Origin of the sequence: Rhizobium changzhiense, from assembly GCF_013087625.1 — a bacterium.
Taxonomy (GTDB): Bacteria; Pseudomonadota; Alphaproteobacteria; order Rhizobiales; family Rhizobiaceae; genus Rhizobium; species Rhizobium sophorae.
The window spans coordinates 895,886-912,808 of record NZ_JABFCQ010000002.1; the positions used below are offsets into that span (position 1 = coordinate 895,886).

Below are 16,923 nucleotides of genomic sequence, written 5' to 3' on the forward strand. Positions count from 1 at the left end.
ACCTATCCAAAGATCAGGCAAACTCTACTGCGCCGCCTCTTCCGTCATTCTGGCGTCGGAATAGACTTGGTTGCGGCCCCTGTGTTTTGCCATGTAGAGAAACTGGTCGGCGGCGTTGAGGTAATTCTCGAAGGTTTCGTAACCGGCGATTTCGGCGATGCCGATCGAAATCGTGACGCCGAGTTCCTCGTCGTCGGCCGTGACCTTCAGCCGCGAAATGTCCGAGCGGATCTCGTCGCAGAGCTTGGTCGCGGCTGCCGAATCCATCTGCGGGAAGAGGATGGCGAATTCCTCACCCCCGAGCCGCGAGAGAAGATTGTCGCTGCCCTCGAAGATCGTGAACAGCCTGTTTGCGACAGCCTTCAGCACCTTGTCGCCGATCTCGTGGCCATAGGTATCGTTCAGCCGCTTGAAATGGTCGATATCGAGAATGGCGACGGAGCTCGGCACCTTCAGCCGTAGGCACTCGTTCACCAGCTTCGGGCCGTTGTCGTAGAAATAGCGGCGGTTATAGAGGCCGGTCAGATAGTCGCAGGCCGCCGCTGCCCTCAGCTGCCGCATCTGCGCCAGCGTTTCGGCATTGTTGGCGATTCGGCATTGCAGCTCCTCGGCGACGAAGGGCCGGTAGACGAAATCGCTGGCGCCGGCCTTGAGGAAACTCGCCGAAAGCATGCGGTCGTTGGAGGAGGAAACGCCGATGACGCGCAGCCTGTCCGAACCGAAGCGATGGCGGATGCGCCGCGTCAGTTCATAGCCGCTCATATCGGGCATGTGATGATCGGTGACGACGAGCTCGATATCGCTATAGGCCTCGAGCGCTGCCAGCGCCTCGAGCCCCGAATTTGCCTCGACGACGAGATATTGCTGTGCCTTCAGGAGGTCGACGAGCACCTGGCGCGCCGAGACGACATCGTCGACGACGAGCACCCGCGTCTTGCGGTTGGAGATCGCCCGCCGGACGGTGGCGACCAGATTGTCGAGCGCGAATTCATTGTCCTTCAGCACGTAATCGATGACATTGCGCTCCATGATCTTGTTGCGCGTGTTGAGATCGAATGTCGCGGTGAAGACGATCGCCGGGATATCGTGCTCGATCGTGCAGTCGAGCGCTTCGCCATAGGGCGAATCCGGCAGGTTGAGATCGACGACGGCCATGGTGTAGCCGTGAGCGTCGTCGGCAAGTTCCTTGCGAAGAGCCTTCAGCGACGGGCAGGATTTGACGGCAAGGCCGAGTTCCGTCTGGAACCGGTGACAGAGCACCGCGGAAAACATCCGGGAATCTTCAACCAGAAGTATTTTAAGCCCGCCGGAGCGTAACCCGATGCCATCCCGCTGAAAATCCGCTTGAAAAGCCACAGCCGCTACTCCCCCATACGTCTGACGGGCGCGACTCGGCCCTCTCCCCGGCGGGGACGATAACCGACAGGCCTGTGCGCGTGAAGGGGACAAATAATGGTGCCATTACTTGTAATTGCATAAATTCGACGACTGTCCTCGACCGTCATTTCCGCCCCCCTGGCGATACCGATACTGGAAGGGCCGTCAGGCAACCGCCCGTTCCTTACGCATCGATTGAATTTGCAGCAGCGTATCGAGGTTCTGGTTGACGCGGCAGTAGAACTCCTCGTCGATGAAGGGACGCAGCATGAAATCATTGCCGCCGGCCTTCAGGAATCGTGCCGAAAGCAGCCGGTTCGAGGAGGAGGAAACGCCGATGATGCGCAGTTCGTGCGAGCCGATACTGGCACGGATGCGCCGCGTCAGTTCGAAGCCATCGATGTCGGGCATGTTGTAGTCGGTGATGACAAGGCCGATATCGCGGTTGGTCTTCAGGATTTCCAACGCCTTGCCGCCACTCTCGGCGACGCTGACACGGAAATTGTAGCGCTTCAGCCGGCTCGACAGCAAAGCGCGCGCGGTCGCGCTATCGTCGACGATCAGCACGTGGTGGCGATGATTGGTGAGGAAGCGGCATATCGATTCCGCCAGAAGATCGACGGCGAAGATATTGTCCTTGAGGATATAGTCGACGATATCCTTGGCCATCAGCTTGTCGCGCATGTTTTCATGGAAGGTGCCGGTGAAAACGATGGTCGGGATGGAGAGATCGACCAGATATTCGAGCGCTTCGCCGTTTTCGGCACCGGGCAGGTTGATGTTCGAGATCGCCAGAGTGATCGGATCGGAAGACTTGTCGTAGGAAAACTGCAGATCCTCGAAGCTGCGGCAGATCTCGACATCAATGTCGAACAGCTCCTTGAGGCGTTTGCTGATCATCGAGGTGAATACGTTGGAATCTTCCGCGACAATAATACGCGCACCGGCAAACATTTCTCCGGAATATTGCATCCCCGAAATACCTAGAAACGCCATAGCAAACCTTTGATGTAAAATATGTACCCGGATCAAATCGATACATCGATTGATTTGAATAATTATTAATCGGCGGGCCTGATATAAATGAAGAGGCCGCCCGAGGGGGCCGTCTCCGACTTCTTTGCGGATATGATTAAGAAATCAGGCGCGAAACGCCGCATGCTCGGCATCGAAAAGGCTTTCGCCGACAACCGTTAGACGATTTCCCGTGGACCTGTCCGGGTGGCACTGCTCAGCCGAAGCGATTATAAACGAGCCATCGACCCCGACCCGCCGACAGGTTCGCCCATGATCCAATCCGACCCGGTGATCGCATGGCTTCTCGACTCCGACCCGTCGATCCGATGGCAGGTGATGCGCGACCTGCTCGATGCTCCGGAGCGGGAATGGATGACTGAGCGGGCCAAAGTCGAGACCGAGGGCTGGGGCGCCAGACTGCTCTCCTGCCAGGATGAGGACGGGCAATGGGCAGGCGGCGCCTTCCTGCCCGCCGGTTTCGACCCGCACGAGTGGAAGGAGCATGGCCAGCCGTGGACGGCCACGACCTTCTCGCTGTCGCAATTGCGCGAATTCGGTCTCGATCCCGCCTGCGATTGCGCCAGGCGCACCGTCAAATTGATCGGCGCCAACGCCCGTTGGGAAGAAGGCGGCCAGCCCTATTGGGAAGGCGAAGTCGAGGAGTGCATCAACGGCCGCACCGTCGCCGATGGCGCCTATTTCGGGATCGACGTCTCACCCATCGTCGACAGGCTGGCCGGCGAGCGTCTCGACGACGGTGGCTGGAACTGCGAGCGGATCAATGGCTCCGTCCGCTCGTCTTTCGCCAGCACCATCAATGTGCTGGAAGGCTTTCTGGAATACCAGAGATCGACCGGCGGCACGCATCAGTCTCGAGAGGCGCGCAGGACGGGTGAGGAGTTTCTGCTGGCCCGCAACCTCTTCCGTCGCCTTGGCACCGGCGAGCCGGCCGACGAGGGCTTCCTGCACTTCCTGCATCCGAACCGGTGGCGCTACGACATTTTGCGCGCGCTCGACTATTTCCGCGCAAGCGCGATCCTGACCGGCGCCGACCCCGATCCGCGCCTCGGCGAGGCAATCGACCACCTTCGTTCCCGGCGCTTGCAGGACGGCAGTTGGCCGCTCGACGATAGCCCTGCCGGGCGGGTGTGGTTCGAGGTCGATGACGGGCAAGGCAAGCCTTCGCGGTGGGTGACGCTCCGGGCGATACGGGTGCTCAGATGGTGGGATGCCCAGCCCTCAATCAATGCCTGACGGCAATCCCAGTCGACGTAGGAAATGTCGCCTCACCGATGCCGGGCTGATTGACCGCACCGTGCAGGATTGACGCGGGATCACTGACCAACCAGGCATTCTCGCCAACACCCGATCTTACATGTCCTTACGCGCAACAACCGCTCGTTGCCGCTCGCGGCCCACAGCAGGCCGCGGCCTTGCTGTTTTCCTCTGCCAGCCAGCGATCGCGCGGCTTGCAGCTTGCCGGTCGCGGCGAAAGCGTAACGTGGACGGCGCCGGCGCGGAGAACCGGCGTCGCAGCGCAGTAAAGCTGCATCGGCTGCACGCCGTCGCTGACTTCGAAGGTGAGCTTGGCCGACCCATCCAACTGCACATGGTCCGTCACCTTGCGGATAATGGAATAGAACTTGCCGGCCGGCATATGCGTGCGGTCACCCTCCTCGATATCCCAGAGCTGGATGAAGATCTCCGTCCAGGCCTCGGGATTGCCGCCGCAATCAAGCGCAGAGAATTGGCCCGCCTTGACCTCGGTGATATGATAGCCAGGCTTCACCGGTTGGCCGCCGTAATAGAAAACCAGCGGCGAGTCTCTCTCGCCGGCGAGTATGTTGAGCAGCAGGCCAAGATTGATGTCGTCCGCCTGAATTTTGCTATTGTCGATGACGTTCATATCAGCTAATCCTCGTTTCAACACTTCAAGGATTATTGAAATATGGATCAACGTCAAGCCCTCGTCGCATTCGGTGCGCTCTCGCAGGAGACCCGCCTGCACATCGTCCGCATGCTCGTAGTATCGGGGCCTGACGGAATGGCGGCGGGCTCAATCGCCGAAAAGGCCGAAGTCTCGCCATCCAACATCTCCTTCCACCTGAAGGAGCTGGAACGCTCCGGCCTGATTGCCCAGCAGCGGGAATCCCGCTCGATCATCTACACCGCCAATTACGAGGCCCTCGGCGGCCTGATCCGTTTTCTGATGGAGGATTGCTGCGGCGGCAACCCGGAGATCTGCGCTCCGGCTGCCGCCGTAGCCGCATGCTGTACACCTGCAACCAAGGGGGAACTGCAATGACCACAGACCGCGTTTACAATGTGCTCTTTCTCTGCACCGCCAATTCATCCCGCTCGATCCTGGCGGAATCCATCATGGAAACCGAAGGCAAGGGCCGGTTCAAGGCCTATTCGGCCGGCAGCCAGCCGAAGGGTGAGGTCAATCCCTATGCGTTGAAGGAACTTGCGGCGCAGGGCTATCCCACGACCGGCTTTCGCTCCAAGAGCTGGGACGAGTTCGCCGAGCCTGGAGCTCCGGAGATGGACTTCATCTTCACCGTCTGCGACACCGCCCATGGCGAAGCCTGCCCGGTCTGGATCGGCCATCCGATGACCGCCCACTGGGGCGTCGAGGATCCCGCTGCCGTCGAGGGCAGCGAAGTCGACAAGGGCCGTGCTTTCGCGCAGGCCGCTCGCTTCCTGAAGAACCGGATCATTGCCTTCCTCAGCCTGCCGCTGTCGTCGATCGACAAACTGGCGCTGCAATCGCACCTACATCAGATCGGCGCCATGGAAGGCACGACCGCAAAACCGTCCAAGGCCGGCTGATGGCGTCGTTCGATTTGCCGCGCCGTCTGGTCGCTGAAGCCCTCGGCACCGCCATGCTGGTCGCGACCGTCGTCGGGTCCGGCATCATGGCGACATCGCTGACTGAGGATGTGGGACTTGCCCTGCTCGGCAATACGCTGGCGACGGGCGCCATCCTGGTGGTGCTGATCACCGTTCTCGGACCGATCTCCGGCGCCCACTTCAATCCGGCAGTCTCGCTGGTCTTTGCGATGTCGCGCGTACTGCCGAAACGCGATCTCGGCGGATATGTCGTGGCGCAGATTGCCGGCGGTGTGGCTGGCACAATCGCCGCCCACCTCATGTTCGACCTGCCACTCGTCGAATTGTCGAGCAAGGTTCGAACCGGCGGTGCGCAATGGTTCTCCGAAGTTGTTGCCACCTTCGGCCTGGTGGCGGTCATTCTTGCCGGCATCAAGTTCGAGCAGAAGGCGGTGCCGTGGCTGGTCGGGCTTTATATCACCGCCGCCTACTGGTTCACCGCCTCGACCTCCTTCGCCAATCCGGCCGTCGCGCTCGCCCGGTCGCTGACCGACACCTTCTCCGGCATCCGCCCGGTCGATCTGCCCGGCTTCTGGATCGCCGAAATCGCAGGCGCGGTCGCAGCCCTTCTCCTCTTCACCTGGCTGTTGCAGCCAGGCGCTTCATCAACCCTGTCGTCAGAGGCAAAGCTATGAACGTCACCATCTACCACAACCCGGCATGTGGCACGTCCCGCAATACGCTTGCGATGATCCGCAATGTTGGCATCGAACCTGATATCATCGAATATCTGGAAAATCCGCCGTCACGTGCCGAACTGGTCAGGATGATTGCCGACGCCGGCCTCACCGTGAGGGAATCCATTCGGCAGAAGGATACCCCATACGGCGAACTCGGCCTCGACAATCCAGAACTCAGCGACGACCAGCTTCTCGACGCCATGCTCGCGCAGCCGATCCTGATCAACCGGCCATTCGTCGTCACGCCGCTCGGCACACGCCTGTCACGGCCGTCCGAGGTGGTTCTGGAAATCCTGCCGGAAACCCACAAGGGCGCTTTCACCAAGGAAGACGGCGAGAAGGTGCTCGATGCCGAAGGCAAGCGCATTGTCTGATCTGCCTGCAGCGTCCCCGATGCATTTGCATCAACCGGATATGGATGCCCTCAGGCCGGCGTTCTCGACGCATAAGCCGCGCATCCTGATCCTTTATGGCTCGTTGCGAGCAGTGTCCTACAGCCGCCTCCTCGCACAGGAGGCCGGGCGGCTGCTCGAATATTTCGGCTGCGAAGTGCGGATCTTCAATCCGGAAGGTCTGCCGCTGCCCGACGCGGAACCGGCGAGCCACGCAAAGGTCCAAGAACTGCGTGAATTGTCTGCATGGTCGGAAGGCCAGGTGTGGGTCAGCCCTGAACGGCATGGCGCAATGAGCGGCATCATGAAAGCGCAGATCGACTGGATTCCACTGTCGGTGGGCTCGGTACGGCCGACACAAGGCAAGACGCTGGCGGTGATGCAGGTCTCCGGCGGTTCCCAGTCCTTCAATGCGGTGGGCCAGCTTCGCATCCTTGGCCGCTGGATGCGGATGATCACGATCCCCAATCAGTCCTCGGTCGCGAAAGCTTTCCAGGAATTCGACGCGGACGGCCGTATGAAACCCTCATCCTATTACGACCGCGTCGTCGACGTCTGCGAGGAACTGGTGAAGTTCACCCTGCTGACCCGTGACGCCTCGAATTATCTGACCGACCGCTACAGCGAGCGGAAAGAAGAAGCCGAAAAGCTCGAACAGCGCGTGAGCCTGAGATCCCTATGACAATCGTCAGCGCCGAACGGCCGCCGGTAGCCGCGATCGCCGCACTCGGGCTGACGCAGGTCATCGGCTACGGAACGCTCTATTACAGCTTCAGCATCCTCGCGCCTGATATGGCCAGGAGTTTCGACTGGTCGACGGAATGGATCTTCGGCGCGCTCTCCGCCGCCCTTCTGATCGGCGGCCTGGCAGCACCTCTCATGGGCCGATGGATCGATCGCTTCGGCGCCGGCCGCGTCATGACATCAGGCTCGGCGATTGCCGCCGCCGCCCTTGTCGCCTGCGCCTTTGCGCCGGGAAAGATCGCCTTCGTCGCAGCCCTGATCGCCGTCGAGACAGCGTCGAACCTCGTGCAATATGGCGCTGCCTTCGCCCTTCTCGTCCAGATCAGGCCGCGGGTCGCCCAGCGCAGCATCACTTACCTGACCCTGATCGCCGGCTTCGCCTCGACCATCTTCTGGCCGATCACCACGGCGCTGCATGCGCATCTCTCATGGCAGAACGTCTATCTGATCTTCGCCGCGCTCAACCTCGTGGTCTGCCTGCCCATTCATGCCTGGCTGTCCCGTGGCGTCAGCGAAACGCGCAAGCGCGAGGCGGGGGAAGCCGCAAAGCACGTCGAGCCGGGCCTTCAGCCGTCGATGCGCAGGCCGGCCTTTGTCCTGATGGTGACGGGTTTTGCTTTGGAAAGCTTCGTGAACGCGGCACTTCTGGTTCACATGGTGCCCGTGATGTCGGCGCTCGGCCTCGGCGCCATGGCAGTGGTGGTCGGAACGCTCTTCGGCCCGTCACAGGTGCTAAGCCGCCTCATCAACATGGTCTTCGGCGAGAGCTTGTCGCAAGTCATGCTGGCGATCATCTGTGCCATCCTGCTGCCGACAGCCCTTGTCATCCTCATCGCCACCGCACCCTCGGTGCCCGGCGCGCTGGTCTTCGCCGTCGTTTTCGGCCTCGGCTCGGGCCTTAACAGCATCGTCTACGGAACCTTGCCGCTCGCGCTCTTCGGAAGCGATGGCTACGGCCAGCGGCAAGGACAAATCATGTCGGTCCGTCTCGTCGTCTCCTCGATGGCGCCGTTCGCACTCGCCTTCCTGATGGGTAATCTCGGCGTATCGTGGTCGCTTTCGATCGCTGCATTGCTCAGCACCGTCGCCGTTGCCGCATTCTTCGCCATTATGCGGCTGACGCGCCCGGTTGCCGGGCCGGAAACCGTTCCCAATCCCCGAGAAGCTTGAGCGCATTAGTCAGACAGGCGCTACTTGACGACGGCCGAGCCCTTGACGATGTCGATCGTCTCGCCGCCGTCGAGCCCGATGCGGTCGCCGTCGGGCGTTGTCATGAAGCAGCCGGAAGCACAGAGGTTTTCCGAAGCGCCGGCATCGACCACGACCTCGACGCGCTGGCCGCTCTCGGTGATGACGAGCACGACGGCTGCCGGATCGGTGTTGGTGATGGATGCCGCTTCAGCCGCGGTTGCGGCAAGCAGCGGGACAAGCAGAACGGCGGCAAATCTTGCCATCATGTGCGGCGGCGCTGGCGCGCCCTCCCCTCGAACGATCGGTGCTGCCCCCGGCAGCGATCCCGATAATGGAGATCATGCACATATAGCTGTGAATGATGGCTGAATGACCCGTTCAGCCTTTCCGATTGCCGTCTGCCGTCTTGCTGCGCAATTGCCGCACCGGCTGCTCTTCCTCTTCCATGAGCGTGTCCGCCGAGCTTTCCTGCTCGTTGGGTTGATCCCTGCCCGCTTCGGCAAGCGCGGGACGAGCCTCCCGATGGATGGTAAGATCGGTCTGTGGCAGCGGGATCTCGATGCCCTCGGCCTTGAAGCGCTTGAGGATCTCGATCCTGAGATTGTTGCGCACCGCCATACCGTCGCCCATGTCGGCGAGGAAGAAGCGCAGTTCGAAATCCAGCGAATAGGGGCCGAAGCGCAGGAATTCGACATGCGGCTCCGGATTGCGCATGACGAGCGGTATCTTGGCCGTCAGCTCGAGCAGGATGTCCATCACCTGCTGCGGATCAGCGTTGTAGGCGACGGAAACCGGAATTTCCGAGCGGCCGATCTTGTTGCGGTGCGTCCAGTTGCCGACGAGGCCGTTGATCAACTCGGAATTCGGCACGATGATCGACTGCTTGCGGAAGGTCTCGATCTCGGTGGCGCGCACCGAAATGCGTTTGACGATGCCTTCGGCCGTGCCGGAAACCACATGGTCGCCGACCTTGAACGGCCGTTCGACGAGCAGGATCAGGCCGGAGACGAAGTTGGAGACGATGTTCTGGAGACCGAAACCGATACCGACCGAAAGTGCGGAAGCGACGAGCGCGAAGCTCGACAGGTCGATGCCGGCCGCCGAAACGCCGATGATCGCCGCTATGCCGACGCCGAGATAGCCGATGCCCGTCTTGACCGAATTGCGCACGCCAAGATCGACATGGCTTCTGGCCATCACATTGCCATCGAGCCAGCGCTGCAGCCAGCGCGTCAGCAGGTAGACGCCGGCAAACAAGAGGATGCCGGTGCAGATGCCGAGCAGCGAGATGCTGATGCCGCCGAGCCTGACCTCGGTGAACAGTCGGTAAGCGATAAGCTGCAGATCCTGCACATGGAAGCCCCAGAGCAGCAGGATCAGTGGGATGCCGACGAGCAGCGCCACCGCATAGATGGCAAGGCCGACGAGCAGGCCGGCCTGGTCGATCGCCACCGGCCCAAGCTTGAAACGGCGCGTCAAGAAGCTTGCGAAGAAGGTGTCGGCGAAGCTTTCCTGCCGGGATATCGCCTTGCCTGAGAGCAGGCCGACATACATGGTGGCAACGACCGCGCCGGTGATGATGAGCTGCGTGGCGATGAAGCGCGCCAGGCCGACATAACCGGTTAGCGCGGTGAGGATGAGGCCGGCGCCGACGACGCGCAGGATGATCCCCATGCCGCGCGGCCAATGCCGGCCCGGCGCATCGGGATCGCCGTTCTTCGCCAGCATCGGCTTGCCGAACGAGACCGCGATCAGGATCAGGCCGATGATCAGCGCGGCAATCAGGCTCCTGACCACGGTTAGCACCAGCGGCGAGCCCATCGCCTCGCCGATCGTACCAAACAGATAATCGAGCGCGTTGACGATCGCCATCGCCAGCAGGCAATAGCCGATCGAGCGAGCGCCGAGATTGGAAAGCCTGACGAGCCGCCAGCGGGGTTCGCGCGGCGCGAAGATGGCGTTGACGAAGCGGCCGACGAAATAGACGAGCCCGATCGCTCCGAACAGGGCGCCGATGACAGGTGCGATGTCGGGCCGCAGAACATTGAAACTGTTGAGGAAGAAGAACGAGGTGACGAGCAGTACCGAGAGCGCCATGGTGCGGATCAACGTCGACCAGAAGGCGATCGACAGCCGGCCGATATAGGACGGGTTCTCGATCGCCTCGTCCCGGCGCAGATACGAGCCGAACAGCCGATAGCTGCCGGATAACAGGATGAGTGCTGACGCAAGCGACAGGAAGATTGCGGCAAACAGCGGGAACCGCTTGAACTTCCAGACGAAAGAGGCCCAGCTCGACAAAGCCTGCGAGAATTCGCTGACCTCGTGCACGAAGGCACTCGCGGCATCGTCGAGCACCGAGACTGAGATCTCGGTGCGCCTGAAAAGCGTGTCGGCGAAAAGTCGCCGCCGCATCTCGATGATCTCGTTGAGGAGCTTCGTCACCGCGATCGACAGGTTTTCGGCGTCACCGGTCACCGCGTTGATCTGCGCGCGCTCGGCAGTAAGCGCATTGCGCTCGTCCGCGACAATCTGCGCCTCCGGCGGCTGCCCGTCCTTCGGCGGATCGCCGATCTCGGCAAGCCGGTTCTTGATCTGGTCGAAACGCGGCCTGAGATTGACCGATATGGTGATGACGGCGCGACTGAGCTCGTCGGCCTTGGTGGCGAGCCCGACCAGGGCATCGTCATTGTCGGCATTTTGCTTGGCGCCGTCCTGAAGCGCCGTCAGCTGGACCTTCGCCTTTTCGATCTCCTTTGTCGCCTGGTCGAGCGGCGTATCGGTAAGCGGTGCCTCCTGCGCGGCAGCCGGTGCCTGCGGCTCCTGCGCGAAGGCCGCAGCACCCTTGAAATGCGCGCCGGCGACCGCCAGCGTCAGCAGAAGAATGGTGCGAAGCAGGATCGGTCTCAGCCGCAAAAGCGCCTCCGGAAGGGTTGTCGTCGGAATAGAATGCCAGCTTGTCTTAGTAAAGAAAGGCGACAGAAAGGCGGAAGCTCCCTGGAAAGGCTTAGAAACCGGCGCCGGGCGTAGAGAGATAGTCGCGCTCTGCCGCCGTCGACTCCCGCCCGAGCATGGCATTGCGGTGCGGAAAACGCCCATAGGCGGTAATGACGTCGCGGTGGCGGATCGCATAATCGCGATATTCCTCGTCGCCGAGGGCGGTGAACAATTCCACCGAACGCTCCTGCTCGCTGAGGTTTTCGGCATGTTCGAACGGCATGTAGAAGAAGGTGCGGCATGCGCTCTCGACCGCGCGGTCGGCACCCGCCGCAAGCGCCAGCTTGGCTTCCCGAAGCGCCAGCCCGTCGGTCGCAACGGCAAGCGCCGTGCCGCGATAGATGTTGCGTGGAAACTGGTCGAGCACGATGACGGCCGCCAGCCGACTGACAGGGTCGGCCCGCCATTCGTCGCTCACGCCTGCGGCAAGCGCCAGATGCGTATCGCGGAAGCCTTCGCGGATCTCGACGTCGAGTTCCGGCGGCGGACGGAACCACAGCTCCCGGCCGCATCGGATGAACCAGAAATCATACACTTCGCGTGGCGTGCGGATGGTCGTCATGTTTCCTCCCCTGGCGTTAGGCTTGATGATGCGGCTTCGGTAAATTATTGTAGGAAAAGGGATAACACCGTGCCGGTGGCCCCTCATCCGGCTGCCGCCACCTTCTCCCCGCTGGGGAGAAGAGATTCGCGGCAACATCTCCATTCCCCCTTCTCCCCTCGGGGAGAAGGTGCCCGTAGGGCGGATGAGGGGCCACACGGCACACCCTACGCTGCCCGTCCTACTTCCCCTCATGCAGCGAAAACACCAGCGTCGCCTTCGTCCCATCATGCCCGGGGTCATAGGCGAAATCCGATTTCAGGCTGGCTGCCATGGCCGCCAGGATGCGTGTACCAAGGCCGGTTCCCCTGGCCGGGCTCGACGGGTCGAAACCGGCGCCGTCATCCTCGACGATGACGCGCAATGTCTCATCCGTCTGGTCGACGATGACGCGGATCTCGCCCGGCACGCTGTCCGGATAGGCATATTTGAAGGCATTGGTGACGAGCTCGCTGACAATCAGCCCGAGCGTGATCACCTTGTCGGTCGCCAGATTGACCGGCTGCGCGGTCAGTACGATCCGGTGCGGCCGCTTGTCGTCGCGCATCGAGGTTTCGAGTTCGGTGAGCAGGCTGTTCAGATATTCATCGACCTGCACCGAGCCGACCTGCCGGTTGGTATAGAGCCGGCGGTGCACGCTGGCGATGGCGTTGATGCGCATCTGTGTTTCGTGCAACGCGTCGATCGCCACTTGATCCGTGGTCATCGAGGATTGCATGCGGATCAGCGCGCCGACGAGGCCGAGGCTGTTGGCGATGCGGTGATTGACTTCGGCAAGCAGCATTTCTGCAAGGTCGCGCTGCTGGCGGATCACCTCCTGTGCCTGCGCCGTCTCGCGGCGAAACCGCGCCCGCTCCAGCGACTGTTCGAGGGCGGCGGCGAGCAAGTCGAAATAATCGGCTGAGATCCCCTTCAGCATGTAATCGTCGGCGCCGGCCTTCAGCGCGGCGACCGCGATGCTGGTATCGTCCGAACCTGTCGCATAGATGACCGGCGGATGATCCGGCATCGCCGTGATGCTGGGCAGAATGTCGAGGCCGGTCTCGCCGGCCAGGACATGATCGAGCACGACGGCGTCGATACCGCCTTCGCCAAGTCTCGCAAGGCCGGCGGCGCCGCTCTCGGCCCACTCGACCGAAAAGCCGCGCCGGCGCAGGTTTTTCTGCAACAGTAGGGCAAGCCCCTCGTCGTCGTCGATATAGAGGATGTGGATCAGGGCATCCGCATCGCCGCTAGAATTGCTCATTCGGTCTCCCGGCGTTCTCTCGCAGCGACGACCGCCCGCAAGCGTCCGAGTCGTCCGCATGGCAATGTCGTATTGCATTGGCCGCCTGGGGTAAACAGCGGTTATCCCTCGCTCTTGTCGCGGGCGGCGCGGAAGGAGGATGTCGGGAAGACGGCATTTTCAGAACATGACCCTGACTTGGGAGTATCCCTATGGAAGTCGTTGAAGGAGATGGGGAAACGAAAACCTGAAATGAGATGCATGAACGCCGAGCGGCCCGATTGGTTCCGTAAATAAGCTAACTTTTCTGGAATTTCCGATGACCGGATACTTCGGCCCCTGCCTCTGCCGGCAATTGCAGGAAGCGCAGTGACGAGACGACGCCGATCGCGCCGACCAAGATGAAAGCCCAGCGAAAATCGGCAAGAACGGGATTGTCGGCACCCCTGAGAGCCGAGGCGATATTGAGCACGGCCGCCGCCACCGCCACGCCGAGTAGCATCGACACCTGCTGCAGCATGCTCGACAGCGTCGAGGCCGAGCTTCGCTGCGCCGGGCCGATATCGGCAAAGGCGAGCGTGTTCAAAGCGGTGAATTCCATCGACCGCGACAGGCCGGCGAGGAAAAGCAGCGCATGGATGAAAAACGGCGGCGTCTCCGGCGAGAGGAAACCGCAGCCGACGATCGAAAGCGCTGCGATCAGCCCGTTGACCCCAAGCACTGTGCGAAAGCCGAAGAAGCGCAGCAGCGGTGTCGTCACCGCCTTCATGCTGAAATTGCCGAGGAAATAGACGAGCAGATAGGTGCCAGCGGCAATCGAGCTCAGGCCGAAGCCGAGCTGAAACAGCAAAGGCAGCAGAAACGGCGTCGCATTGATCGCCACCCTACAGGCCGTGCCCGCCGACAGCGTCGACATCGAGAAGGTCTGGATGCGGAAAGCCGAAAGGTCGAGCAGCGGATTGTCGACGGCGAGGAAATGCCGCGTCGCCATGACCGACAGCACGATGCCGGCTGCCAGCATCGATATGACCGGCAAGAGACCGCCGTGCCATTTGACTGAAAGCTCCAGCGCGGCAAGCAGGACAGTCAGCCCGGCAGCACTGAGGACGAAGCCGACGAAATCCAGCCGGCCGGGATTGGTCTCGCGCCGCTCCGGCACGAAGCGCAGCACCAACGCGATGCCGAGAATGCCGATCGGGATATTGATGAGGAAGTTCCAATGCCAGCTGGCATAGGTGGTGATGAAGCCGCCGAGCACCGGGCCGAGAACCGGCGCCGTCAGCGCCGGCCAAGTGATCAGTGCGATCGCCTGCACGAGTTCCGACTTGCGGGCATTTTTCAAGACGATAATGCGCCCGACCGGCGTCATCAGTGCGCTGCCCGCCCCCTGCACGGCGCGCCACAGGACGAACTCCGCAAGGCTGCCGGAGAGCCCGCAGAACAGCGAGGCGCCGGTGAAGACGGCGATCGACATCAGGAAGATACGGCGCGCGCCGAACCGGTCGCCGAGCCAGCCCGACAGCGGAATGAAGGCGGCCATCGTCAGCATGTAGACGGTGATGCCAATGCTCATCGACACCGGCTGCACGTTAAAGCTTGCCGCCATCTGCGGCAGCGAGGTGGCGACGATCGTGCCGTCGAGGATCTGCATGAAGAAGGAAACGGCAACGACCAGTGCCACGATCTTCGCCTGGCGGCCGCCTGCGGCCTCTTGCCCATTCTCGCTCGTCTCTGCCGTGGTCATCGATCTGCCAATGAAAATTCAAGATGACGCGGCAGGCAAACGGGAAGGAAGCCGATCAGAGATCTGCCGCGCGGAGGAGCGCGGACATGGAAAGCCGCGCACTGGCTGAATACGCCCGTTGCATCCGGCCGGAAAGGCTAAATCTCGCACTGCGCGGGAATATTCCCGATGCGGCCCGATACCTAGAGCATGATGCCGAAAAGTGTGAGCGGTTTTCGGACGACATCATGCTCTAACTATATAACGTAGAACGGGATTCAGATTTTAGGCCGACCCGGCCTAAAATCATCCTGTTCTGGCGGCATCGACCCAAGAAGGGATTCAAGAAAAAGGCCCCACCGAAGCGAGGCCAAGCTTGAACCGCTCCGGGGAAAAACGGGAGCGGCGTGCAGTCCATACCGTGCGATTCATGTCGCAGCGAGGCCAGATGTTGCTGCATCGGTACGCTCGCCAAGAATTTTTCGCGTTCTGCCAAAAAGATCGGCCTCCAAAACTATCCGCCCATGTGGTGCGACGCCTGTCGCATTGCAGCAACGATTGGCGCTTGCAATGTTTATAAAAATAGATATCACTAAACATATTGCTAAACATGATGATTGAGGAGTTCATGTGAGCATTCTCTGAAGTGGGTGAACATGCGACGCTGGCGGGGAGCCGGCTCTTGGTTCTGGGAGGAACTTATGCAGAAAACATCGAAAGCCCTTTTCGGGCTAGCCACGGCATTCGTCATGTCGTCGGCATTGCCCAATCTCGCCAAAGCCGATGAACTGACGTTGTGCTGGGCCGCATGGGACCCCGCCAATGCGCTCGTCGAGCTGTCGAAGGATTTCACCGCCAAGACCGGCACGCAGATGAAGTTCGAATTCGTTCCCTGGACGAGTTATGCCGACCGCTTCCTCAACGAGCTGAATTCCCATGGCAAGCTCTGCGACCTCATCATCGGCGACAGCCAGTGGATCGGCGGCTCGGCCGAGAATGGCCACTATGTCAAGCTCAACGACTTCTTCGACAAGGAAGGCATCAAGATGGATGACTTCGTGCCGGCGACCGTCGTCGGTTACTCGGAATGGCCGAAGAACACCCCGAACTACTGGGCGCTGCCTGCGATGGGCGACGTCGTCGGCTGGACCTACCGCAAGGACTGGTTCGAGAAGCCGGAACTGCAGAAGGAATTCAAGGAGAAATACGGCCACGATCTCGCAGCGCCGAAGACCTATGATGAGCTGAAGCAGATCGCCGAGTTCTTCCAGAAGCGCGAGATCGACGGCAAGACCGTCTACGGCGCCTCGATCTATACCGAGCGCGGCTCCGAAGGCATCACCATGGGCGTGACCAACGTGCTCTACGACTGGGGCTTCCAGTACGACAACCCGCAGAAGCCCTATGACATGGAAGGCTTCGTCAACTCGGCCGATGCGGTCAAGGGCCTCGAATTCTACAAGTCCCTCTACGACTGCTGCACCCCGCCCGGCAGCTCCAACGTCTACATGGTCGAATCCGCCGACGCCTTCAAATCCGGCCAGGTCGCCATGCAGATGAACTTCGCCTTCACCTGGCCCGGCCTCTACAAGGACGAGAAGGTCGGCGGCGACAGGATCGGCTTCTTCCCCAATCCGGCTGAGAAGGCGCATTTCGCCCAGCTTGGCGGCCAGGGCATCTCGGTGGTCTCCTACTCCGACAAGCGCGACTCCGCCCTGCAATACATCAAATGGTTCGCACAGCCCGACGTGCAGGCCAAGTGGTGGGAACTCGGCGGTTTTTCCTGCCTGAACTCCGTCGTCAACGCGCCGGACTTTGCCAAGAGCCAGCCTTATGCCCAGGCCTTCCTGGACTCGATGGCGATCGTCAAGGACTTCTGGGCCGAGCCGAGCTACGCCTCGCTGCTGCAGGCCATGCAGAAGCGCGTCCACAACTACGTGGTCGCCGGCAACGGCACCGCCCAGGAAGCACTCGATGGCCTGGTGAAGGACTGGAGCGACGTCTTCAAGGACGACGGCAAGATCTGACGCGTGGCATCCCTGATGCGCGCTATCCTCGGCAGGATGGCGGCCCGGATCGGCAGA

The 16,923-nt window shown here is 61.3% G+C and carries 17 protein-coding genes; 9 read left to right on the forward strand and 8 right to left on the reverse strand.

What is annotated here, in order from left to right; translation table 11 throughout:
- Positions 1-24 precede the first annotated feature (24 nt).
- The gene (locus G9X68_RS13750) at positions 25-1,356 is read right to left on the reverse strand and encodes a diguanylate cyclase (protein ID WP_017960878.1); all 1,332 of its coding nucleotides are present in this window, start codon (positions 1,354-1,356) and stop codon (positions 25-27) included.
- 186 nt (positions 1,357-1,542) lie between these two features.
- Positions 1,543-2,373, reverse strand: coding sequence for a response regulator (locus tag G9X68_RS13755; protein ID WP_171602817.1), 831 nt, complete (start codon positions 2,371-2,373; stop codon positions 1,543-1,545).
- Positions 2,374-2,664: 291 nt separating this feature from the next.
- On the opposite strand from G9X68_RS13755, the gene G9X68_RS13760 reads away from it, so the two are divergent.
- On the forward strand, positions 2,665-3,648 hold the full coding sequence (locus G9X68_RS13760) for a squalene cyclase (protein ID WP_171602818.1): 984 nt from the start codon (positions 2,665-2,667) through the stop codon (positions 3,646-3,648).
- 127 nt (positions 3,649-3,775) lie between these two features.
- Here the strand turns inward: G9X68_RS13760 and G9X68_RS13765 are convergent, their stop codons facing one another.
- Positions 3,776-4,300 carry a DUF6428 family protein gene (locus tag G9X68_RS13765; protein WP_171602819.1) on the reverse strand — a complete coding sequence of 175 codons (525 nt, stop codon included), beginning with the start codon at positions 4,298-4,300 and terminating at the stop codon, positions 3,776-3,778.
- 42 nt (positions 4,301-4,342) lie between these two features.
- Between G9X68_RS13765 and G9X68_RS13770 the strand changes: the two genes are divergently transcribed.
- The 6 genes from G9X68_RS13770 to arsK are packed head-to-tail and all read left to right on the forward strand — an operon-like array spanning position 4,343 to position 8,272.
- Positions 4,343-4,699 carry an ArsR/SmtB family transcription factor gene (locus G9X68_RS13770; protein ID WP_171602820.1) on the forward strand — a complete coding sequence of 119 codons (357 nt, stop codon included), beginning with the start codon at positions 4,343-4,345 and terminating at the stop codon, positions 4,697-4,699.
- Positions 4,696-5,226 carry an arsenate reductase ArsC gene (locus G9X68_RS13775; protein WP_171602821.1) on the forward strand — a complete coding sequence of 177 codons (531 nt, stop codon included), beginning with the start codon at positions 4,696-4,698 and terminating at the stop codon, positions 5,224-5,226. Before G9X68_RS13770 ends, G9X68_RS13775 begins: the two co-directional genes overlap by 4 nt.
- On the forward strand, positions 5,226-5,921 hold the full coding sequence (locus G9X68_RS13780; RefSeq protein WP_171602822.1) for an MIP/aquaporin family protein: 696 nt from the start codon (positions 5,226-5,228) through the stop codon (positions 5,919-5,921). The genes G9X68_RS13775 and G9X68_RS13780 overlap by 1 nt, the downstream gene beginning before the upstream one ends.
- On the forward strand, positions 5,918-6,340 hold the full coding sequence (gene arsC / locus G9X68_RS13785; protein ID WP_171602823.1) for an arsenate reductase (glutaredoxin): 423 nt from the start codon (positions 5,918-5,920) through the stop codon (positions 6,338-6,340). The genes G9X68_RS13780 and arsC overlap by 4 nt, the downstream gene beginning before the upstream one ends.
- Complete coding sequence (gene arsH / locus G9X68_RS13790; protein ID WP_171602824.1) at positions 6,315-7,040, forward strand: arsenical resistance protein ArsH; 726 nt, start codon at positions 6,315-6,317, stop codon at positions 7,038-7,040. Before arsC ends, arsH begins: the two co-directional genes overlap by 26 nt.
- Complete coding sequence (arsK, locus tag G9X68_RS13795; protein ID WP_171602825.1) at positions 7,037-8,272, forward strand: arsenite efflux MFS transporter ArsK; 1,236 nt, start codon at positions 7,037-7,039, stop codon at positions 8,270-8,272. Before arsH ends, arsK begins: the two co-directional genes overlap by 4 nt.
- A gap of 20 nt (positions 8,273-8,292) precedes the next feature.
- On the opposite strand, the gene G9X68_RS13800 is transcribed toward arsK, so the two are convergent.
- The 5 genes from G9X68_RS13800 to G9X68_RS13820 form a co-directional block, all read right to left on the reverse strand.
- Positions 8,293-8,559, reverse strand: a complete 267-nt coding sequence (locus G9X68_RS13800; protein ID WP_168313812.1) for a hypothetical protein — start codon at positions 8,557-8,559, stop codon at positions 8,293-8,295.
- Between the two features lie 112 nt (positions 8,560-8,671).
- Positions 8,672-11,209, reverse strand: a complete 2,538-nt coding sequence (locus tag G9X68_RS13805) for a mechanosensitive ion channel family protein (protein WP_171602826.1) — start codon at positions 11,207-11,209, stop codon at positions 8,672-8,674.
- 91 nt (positions 11,210-11,300) lie between these two features.
- Positions 11,301-11,852: a DUF924 family protein gene (locus tag G9X68_RS13810; RefSeq protein WP_171602827.1), complete on the reverse strand. Its 552-nt coding sequence runs from the start codon at positions 11,850-11,852 to the stop codon at positions 11,301-11,303.
- A 220-nt stretch (positions 11,853-12,072) separates the two neighbouring features.
- Positions 12,073-13,137: a sensor histidine kinase gene (locus G9X68_RS13815; protein ID WP_171602828.1), complete on the reverse strand. Its 1,065-nt coding sequence runs from the start codon at positions 13,135-13,137 to the stop codon at positions 12,073-12,075.
- 277 nt (positions 13,138-13,414) lie between these two features.
- The gene (locus tag G9X68_RS13820; RefSeq protein ID WP_171602829.1) at positions 13,415-14,860 is read right to left on the reverse strand and encodes an MFS transporter; all 1,446 of its coding nucleotides are present in this window, start codon (positions 14,858-14,860) and stop codon (positions 13,415-13,417) included.
- Between the two features lie 86 nt (positions 14,861-14,946).
- On the opposite strand from G9X68_RS13820, the gene G9X68_RS13825 reads away from it, so the two are divergent.
- The gene (locus G9X68_RS13825; RefSeq protein ID WP_171602190.1) at positions 14,947-15,096 is read left to right on the forward strand and encodes a hypothetical protein; all 150 of its coding nucleotides are present in this window, start codon (positions 14,947-14,949) and stop codon (positions 15,094-15,096) included.
- Positions 15,097-15,540: 444 nt separating this feature from the next.
- Positions 15,541-16,866 (forward strand): ABC transporter substrate-binding protein, encoded by a 1,326-nt coding sequence (locus G9X68_RS13830; protein WP_168313817.1) that lies wholly within the window; start codon positions 15,541-15,543, stop codon positions 16,864-16,866.
- Positions 16,867-16,923 lie beyond the last annotated feature (57 nt).

What these genes read in the sequence shown, in the direction of transcription:
- arsH (WP_171602824.1), top strand. Translation starts at nt 6,315, where the DNA reads ATGCCGAAGGCAAGCGCATTGTCTGATCTGCCTGCAGCGTCCCCGATG.
- G9X68_RS13830 (WP_168313817.1), top strand. Translation starts at nt 15,541, where the DNA reads ATGCAGAAAACATCGAAAGCCCTTTTCGGGCTAGCCACGGCATTCGTC.
- G9X68_RS13810 (WP_171602827.1), bottom strand. Translation starts at nt 11,852, where the DNA reads ATGACGACCATCCGCACGCCACGCGAAGTGTATGATTTCTGGTTCATC.
- G9X68_RS13765 (WP_171602819.1), bottom strand. Translation starts at nt 4,300, where the DNA reads ATGAACGTCATCGACAATAGCAAAATTCAGGCGGACGACATCAATCTT.
- G9X68_RS13775 (WP_171602821.1), top strand. Translation starts at nt 4,696, where the DNA reads ATGACCACAGACCGCGTTTACAATGTGCTCTTTCTCTGCACCGCCAAT.
- arsC (WP_171602823.1), top strand. Translation starts at nt 5,918, where the DNA reads ATGAACGTCACCATCTACCACAACCCGGCATGTGGCACGTCCCGCAAT.
- G9X68_RS13800 (WP_168313812.1), bottom strand. Translation starts at nt 8,559, where the DNA reads ATGATGGCAAGATTTGCCGCCGTTCTGCTTGTCCCGCTGCTTGCCGCA.
- G9X68_RS13760 (WP_171602818.1), top strand. Translation starts at nt 2,665, where the DNA reads ATGATCCAATCCGACCCGGTGATCGCATGGCTTCTCGACTCCGACCCG.
- G9X68_RS13825 (WP_171602190.1), top strand. Translation starts at nt 14,947, where the DNA reads ATGGAAAGCCGCGCACTGGCTGAATACGCCCGTTGCATCCGGCCGGAA.
- arsK (WP_171602825.1), top strand. Translation starts at nt 7,037, where the DNA reads ATGACAATCGTCAGCGCCGAACGGCCGCCGGTAGCCGCGATCGCCGCA.
- G9X68_RS13755 (WP_171602817.1), bottom strand. Translation starts at nt 2,373, where the DNA reads ATGGCGTTTCTAGGTATTTCGGGGATGCAATATTCCGGAGAAATGTTT.
- G9X68_RS13820 (WP_171602829.1), bottom strand. Translation starts at nt 14,860, where the DNA reads ATGACCACGGCAGAGACGAGCGAGAATGGGCAAGAGGCCGCAGGCGGC.
- G9X68_RS13770 (WP_171602820.1), top strand. Translation starts at nt 4,343, where the DNA reads ATGGATCAACGTCAAGCCCTCGTCGCATTCGGTGCGCTCTCGCAGGAG.
- G9X68_RS13815 (WP_171602828.1), bottom strand. Translation starts at nt 13,137, where the DNA reads ATGAGCAATTCTAGCGGCGATGCGGATGCCCTGATCCACATCCTCTAT.
- G9X68_RS13780 (WP_171602822.1), top strand. Translation starts at nt 5,226, where the DNA reads ATGGCGTCGTTCGATTTGCCGCGCCGTCTGGTCGCTGAAGCCCTCGGC.